The 5,737-nt window shown below is 71.7% G+C and carries 7 protein-coding genes and 1 pseudogene; 4 read left to right on the plus strand and 4 right to left on the minus strand.

All coding sequences use genetic code 11. From position 1 onward, the window contains the following. The 4 genes and pseudogenes from COGEMETH_RS20190 to COGEMETH_RS20205 all read left to right on the plus strand — a co-directional run. Positions 1–179 (plus strand): annotated as a pseudogene (locus COGEMETH_RS20190) (circularly permuted type 2 ATP-grasp protein); the annotation flags it as partial. 130 nt (positions 180–309) lie between these two features. Continuing rightward, a complete protein-coding gene (locus tag COGEMETH_RS20195; protein ID WP_238184395.1) occupies positions 310–1,254 on the plus strand; it encodes an alpha-E domain-containing protein in 945 nt (314 codons plus the stop codon). A 24-nt stretch (positions 1,255–1,278) separates the two neighbouring features. After that, on the plus strand, positions 1,279–2,115 hold the full coding sequence (locus tag COGEMETH_RS20200) for a transglutaminase family protein (protein ID WP_238184396.1): 837 nt from the start codon (positions 1,279–1,281) through the stop codon (positions 2,113–2,115). A 50-nt stretch (positions 2,116–2,165) separates the two neighbouring features. Further along, on the plus strand, positions 2,166–2,921 hold the full coding sequence (locus COGEMETH_RS20205) for a proteasome-type protease (protein ID WP_238184397.1): 756 nt from the start codon (positions 2,166–2,168) through the stop codon (positions 2,919–2,921). A 40-nt stretch (positions 2,922–2,961) separates the two neighbouring features. Here the strand turns inward: COGEMETH_RS20205 and COGEMETH_RS20210 are convergent, their stop codons facing one another. The 4 genes from COGEMETH_RS20210 to thiO all read right to left on the minus strand — a co-directional run. Then, positions 2,962–3,618, minus strand: a complete 657-nt coding sequence (locus tag COGEMETH_RS20210; protein WP_238184398.1) for a thiamine phosphate synthase — start codon at positions 3,616–3,618, stop codon at positions 2,962–2,964. Beyond that, a complete protein-coding gene (locus COGEMETH_RS20215) occupies positions 3,605–4,405 on the minus strand; it encodes a thiazole synthase (protein ID WP_238184399.1) in 801 nt (266 codons plus the stop codon). The genes COGEMETH_RS20210 and COGEMETH_RS20215 overlap by 14 nt, the downstream gene beginning before the upstream one ends. Before the next feature lie 2 nt (positions 4,406–4,407). After that, on the minus strand, positions 4,408–4,620 hold the full coding sequence (gene thiS, locus COGEMETH_RS20220; protein ID WP_238184400.1) for a sulfur carrier protein ThiS: 213 nt from the start codon (positions 4,618–4,620) through the stop codon (positions 4,408–4,410). Then, a partial coding sequence (gene thiO, locus COGEMETH_RS20225; protein ID WP_238184401.1) for a glycine oxidase ThiO occupies positions 4,617–5,737 on the minus strand: 1,121 nt, incomplete at its 5' end. The genes thiO and thiS, both read right to left, overlap by 4 nt.

The following is a 5,737-nucleotide window of genomic DNA, read 5'->3' on the forward strand; positions in this document are numbered from 1 at the left end:
GGGCGCAGGTCCACGTGGCGCGGGGCCACGTGGACCTGCGCCCCTTCGTGCTCTGCGGCTCCGACGAGATCCGGATCGTGCCGGGCGGCCTCACCCGCGTCGCCCTGAAGGAGGGATCTTTGGTGGTGAATTCGAGCCAGGGCGGCGGTACGAAGGACACCTGGGTGCTCGACGCCTGAGGCGAGCCGCTTCCGACGTCCCGTCGCGCCGCACCGCTCACCGATGTCCGCCTCGGGCGGGCCGTGTTCCAGCAACCTCCGCAAGGCCCTGCCTCCGGGCAGGCCTTGAGACGATCCGGCGAAGAGACCCATGCTGTCCAGGACTGCCGACAACCTCTACTGGCTGTCACGCTACGTCGAGCGCGCCGAGTTCGTGGCGCGCATCCTCGATGCCGCGCACCGCCTCGCCTCCCTGCCGACGAGCTACGGCGGCGGCGAGACCAACGAGTGGGCCTCGGCGCTGGCCTCGGCCGGCGACCCGGAGGTGTTCAAGCTGCACTACGACGCGGTGAACACCGACACGGTCTGCGACTTCCTGGCCTTCAGCCCGCACAACCCCTCCTCGATCCGCTCCTGCATCGAGACGGCCCGCGAGAACGCCCGCAGCGTGCGCACGGCGCTGACCACCGAAATGTGGGACGCGATCAACGGCGCGTGGCTCGAACTGCGCTCCTACCAGGGGCGCGAGCTGAACCGCGACGAGTTCTCGCGCTTCCTCGACTGGGTGAAGGGCATCTCCCTGACCTTCGACGGCTCGGCCTACCGGACGATGCTGCGCAACGACACCTACTGGTTCACGCGGCTCGGCACTGCGCTGGAGCGCTGCGACAACACCGCCCGCATCCTCGACGTGAAGTACAAGATCCTGCTGCCGGCCTCCGAGACAGTGGGCGGCAGCCTCGACTACTTCCAGTGGACCACGATCCTGCGCGAGGTCTCGGCCTTCAACGCCTATCACTGGGTCTACCGCGAGAGCATCAAGCCCCTGCTGGTGGCCGACCTGCTGATCCTCAACCGGCAGATGCCGCGCTCGTTCGCCAACTGCTACACGGTGCTGGTGGACAACCTCGACCTGATCGCCGACGCCTACGGGCGGCGCGGCCCCAGCCAGCGGCTGGCCGGCAACATGCTGGCGCGGCTGGAGAGCGAGGACATCGACCGGGTCTTCGCCTCGGGCCTGCACGAATTCGTGCTCGCCTTCATCGACGAGAACAACCAGGTAGGCGCGGCCATCGCGCAGCAATATCTGGTCTGAGAATATTGAGGGCAGACACGTCGCATGCGAATCCGCGTGGTCCACGAGACCATCTACTCCTACGAGCAGCCGGCCCGCGGCCTGGTCCAGGTCCTGCGCATGAGGCCGCGCGACCACGACGGCCAGTACGTCCGCCGCTGGCGGATCGACCCCTCGGTGGACGGGCGCCTGACGGAGCGTGAGGACGGCTACGGCAACATCGTCCACTGGTTCACGCCGGACGAGGCCTCCGACGCCCTGGTAATCCGCGTGACCGGCGAGGTCGACACCAACGAGTGCCACGGCGTGGTGCGCGGCTCGGTGGAGCGCCTGCCCGATCCGTTCTACCTGCGCGAGACCGATCTCGTCGCGGCGAGCCCCGAGATCCAGGCCTTCGCCGACAGCGTCGGGGCCGCCGGCGACCGGGCGGTGCTGCCGACCCTCCACCGCCTCCACGCGGCCGTGCACGCGCAGGTCGGCTTCGCGCCCGGCCCCGCCAGCGGCGCGGTCACGGCGGCCAAGGCGTTCGAGGCGGGCGCCGGCATCTGCCAGGACATCGCCCACGTCTTCATCGCCGCCGCCCGCCACCTGGAGATCCCGGCGCGCTACGTCTCGGGCTACCGCCTGGACGAGAAGGCAGTCGAACTCGAGACCCCGCACGGCTGGGCCGAGGCCCTGGTGCCCGACCTCGGCTGGGTGACCTTCGACCCGGCCTACGAGTCCGGCCCCTCGGAGGCCTACATCCGGGTCGCGACCGGCCTGGACTACCTCGGCGCCGCACCGATTCGCGGCAGCCGCACCGGCGGCGGCACGGAAACGCTGGACGTGACGCTCCGGGTGGAGCTAGTCCAGGCCGCGAGCAAGGCCGCGACCCGATCCTGAACCGAATTCGAGGCCCGTGCCGAGCGCGGGCCCGCGAGAGCCACTGAACCATGACCTACTGCGTCGGCGTCCTCGTCGAGGAAGGCCTCCTGATGGTCGCCGATACCCGCACCAATGCGGGCCTCGACGATATCTCGACCTACCGCAAGCTGCACCACTTCAACGTTCCGGGCGAGCGGGTGATGATGCTGGCCTCGGCCGGCAACCTCTCCGTGACCCAGTCGGTGCTGAGCATGCTCTCGGAGGGCGTCCCGGGGGACGACGGCGAGCCGCCGCTGATGAAGCTCATCGAGGCGCCGACCATGTTCCAGGCAGCCCAGCTCGTCGGCCGGGCGATCCGGCGGGTGCGCCAGATCGAGAAGGCGGGCTTCGAGGCGGCGAACCTCCGGTTCTCGATCTCCCTGCTGTTCGGCGGCCAGATCGGGGACGAGCCGATGCGACTGTTCCTGATCTACTCGGCCGGCAACTTCATCGAGTGCTCGACCGACGCGCCTTTCCTCCAGATCGGCGAGCACAAGTACGGCAAGCCGATCCTCGACCGGGCGGTGAAGTTCGAGACCGACCTCTACGACGCCCTCAAGGTCAGCCTCGTCTCGATGGATTCCACCATGCGCTCGAACCTCGGCGTGGGGCTTCCCATCGACATCGCGGTCTCCCGCCGCGGCGCCCTCGACCTCGAAGTCAGCCACCGGATCGAAGCCGGCGAGGGCTACTTTCACGACCTGCGCGAGCGCTGGTCGGCCGCGCTTCGGGCCGCCCACCGCTCGATCCCCCGGCCGCCCTACGGGCCGGCGCCGGCGAAATAGGCCCCCTGCCGGCCGGACTCGTCCGCGACGTAGCCTCGGGCTATGCCCGCGCGTCCGTGCCGGCCCAGCGATCCAGGTAGGTCCGCGTCGCGGCGCCCGGATCGGCCGCCCGCATCACACCGCCCATGATCGCGATGCCCGCAGCCCCGGCCGCTCGGCAGGCGGGCACCGCGTCCGGCGCGATTCCGCCCAGCGCGATCACGGGCAGTCCGATCCCGGCCATCTCACGAAGGCCTGCGAGGCCCAGCGCCGGTCCGTAGCCGGGCTTGCTCGCGGTCTCGAAGGTCGGGCTGAGGGTCGCGTAGTCGGCCCCGGCCCGCGCCGCCACCGCGAGGTCTCCGGGGCCGTGGGCGGAAATTCCGACCAGCGCACCGGGTCGCAGCACCCGTTGCGCGGCGCGGATCGCCTCCTCCGTCGTGCCGCCGGGAAGATGCACGCCGTCCGCGCCGAGCCGCGCGGCCAGGGCCGGATCGCCGCCGACCGTCAGGACGCCGCCTGCGGTGCGGACGCATTCGGCGACGGCTTCCGCCAGACGATGCCGGTCATCCGCGGCCATGTCCTTGTCGCGGAGCCAGATCCAGCGGGCGCCCGCGGCCAGCACGGCCTGGACGGTCTCGACCAGCGGGCGGGGATGGCCGTGCCGGTCCGTCACCACCAGCAGGGGAGACGGCAGCGGCCGCCGCTCAGGAGCCGACAAGGCCGAGTTGCGGGCTCGACGGCTCGGCCCGGCCGCGCCGGGGGATGCGGCCGGCCCGATACGCGTCGCGGCCGGCCTCCACCGCGCGGCCCATGGCGCGGGCCATGCGCACGGGGTCGTCGGCCTTGGCCACCGCGGTGTTGATCAGGCAGGCGTCGGCGCCGAGTTCCATCGCGATCACGGCGTCGGACGCCGTGCCGATGCCGGCATCCACGATCACCGGCACCTTGGCCCGGCGGCAGATGAGTTCGAGGTTGGCCGGGTTGGCGACCCCCATGCCGGAGCCGATGAGCGAGCCCATCGGCATCACCGCGGCGCAGCCGACATCCTCCAGCCGCTGGCAGACGATCGGGTCGTCGTTGCAATAGGGCAGCACGGTGAAGCCCTGGTCCACGAGGTGGCGGCAGGCCTCGATCAGCTCCATCACGTCCGGATAGAGCGTCTCGCGGTCGCCGATCACCTCGACCTTGATCCAGGTGGTGTCCAGGGCCTCGCGGGCGAGTTCGGCGGTCATGATCGCGTCGCGGGCGGTCTCGCAGCCGGCGGTGTTGGGCAGGAAGCGGCGCCCCTTGAGGATGCGCACCGTGTCCGAGCCGTGGCCCTGAAGCGAGACCCGGCGGATGGAGGCGGTGACGACTTCGGCGCCCGAGGCCAGGACCGCATCGCGCATGATCGCCTGGGTCGGGTAGCCGGCCGTGCCGATGAAGAGCCGGGAGGCCAGCGGGATGCCGGCGATCACCAGGGGGTCCTCGGCGGCGAGGCGCAGGGGCGTGACGGTGGTGTCCATGTTCAACCTCCCTGCATGGCGCGGACGATCTCGATGCGGTCGCCCTCGCGGATCGTTGTCTCGGGCCAGTCGCGGCGGCGCAGGACGCGGCCGTTCAGCGCGATGGCGATGCCCTGCGGGCTCTCGATGCCGCTCTCCTCGGCCTCGGCCTGGAACAGCGCCTCGACGGTGCCCGCCTCATAGGCGCGGGGCTGGCCGTTGACGGTGAGCTTCATGCCGAGGCCCTCGCCGGTTCGGATGACGCGAAGCGCGCGAGGCCGAACGGTTCGGCGACCGCAGGCATGGCCCCAGTTGTGAGGAGGGCGCAGACCGCGTCGGCAGTGACGGGCGCGAGCAGGTAGCCGTTGCGGTGGTGGCCCGTGGCGGCGACCAGCCCCGGCGCGATCGTGCCGAGGATCGGGGCGTCGTCGTCCGAGGTCGGCCGGAAGCCGCTCCAGACCGCCTCGACCTCCATCTCCTCGATGCCGGGCAGCACGCGGCGGGCGCCCTCCAGCAGCGCGTAGAGCCCGCCCGCGGTGACACCCTCGCGAAACCCGCAATCCTCCACCGTCGCGCCGACGATCAGGTGGCCGTCGCCCTTGGGCGCCATGTGGACCTGCTCGGTCCAGACCATGTGGGCGAGCGTGCCGGTGCGCCGGGTGGTCTTCAGCGCCAGGGACTGGCCCTTGAGGGGGCGCACCGGCAGGGCGAGGTGCTCGGGGAGCAGACCCCCCTCCCCGCTCCAGGCGCCGGTCGCCAGGATCACGGTCCCGGCCGCGATGCGCCCGTCAGCCGTGTGCAGGCCGGTGACGCGCCCGCCCGTCCAGTCGAGGCCCGTGACCGGGCAGGTCTCGACCAGGGCGATGCCCGCCTTGCGACAGGCCAGGACCAGGGCCTGCATGACGAGGCGCGGGTCGACCTGATGGTCGAGGGGACAGAACACGCCGGCCGTCACGGACGGGCGCAGGGCCGGCTCGCGGCGGCGCACCTCGCTGCCGGCGATCCACTCGGCCGCCACCCCGGACCGGCGCTGCAGGTCGTAGCGGAAGCGCAGGCGTTCGACCTCGTCGCGGCCGATGGCCAGCACCAGCGTGCCGTCCTCGCGGTAATCGATGTCGAGGCCGGACGCCGTTTGAAGATTATCGCGAAAAGCCGGCCAGCGCCGGAGGGAGTCGAGGGCCAGCGGCAGCAGCAGGTCGGAGCCGGGCTCGTGCTCGGCGGCCGGCGCCAGCATGCCGGTGGCGGCCAGACTCGCCCCCGAGCCGAGGGTGCCGCGCTCGATCACCGCGACGGAGCGGCCCGCCTGCGCCAGCCGCCAGGCGATCGACAGGCCGATCAGGCCGCCGCCGACGA

It is taken from the genome of Methylobacterium trifolii, from assembly GCF_022179685.1.
GTDB lineage: Bacteria > Pseudomonadota > Alphaproteobacteria > Rhizobiales > Beijerinckiaceae > Methylobacterium > Methylobacterium trifolii.

Coding starts and splice junctions, on each gene's coding strand:
- COGEMETH_RS20195 (WP_238184395.1), top strand. CDS start 310: ATGCTGTCCAGGACTGCCGACAACCTCTACTGGCTGTCACGCTACGTC.
- thiS (WP_238184400.1), bottom strand. CDS start 4,620: ATGAAGCTCACCGTCAACGGCCAGCCCCGCGCCTATGAGGCGGGCACC.
- COGEMETH_RS20215 (WP_238184399.1), bottom strand. CDS start 4,405: ATGGACACCACCGTCACGCCCCTGCGCCTCGCCGCCGAGGACCCCCTG.
- COGEMETH_RS20205 (WP_238184397.1), top strand. CDS start 2,166: ATGACCTACTGCGTCGGCGTCCTCGTCGAGGAAGGCCTCCTGATGGTC.
- COGEMETH_RS20200 (WP_238184396.1), top strand. CDS start 1,279: ATGCGAATCCGCGTGGTCCACGAGACCATCTACTCCTACGAGCAGCCG.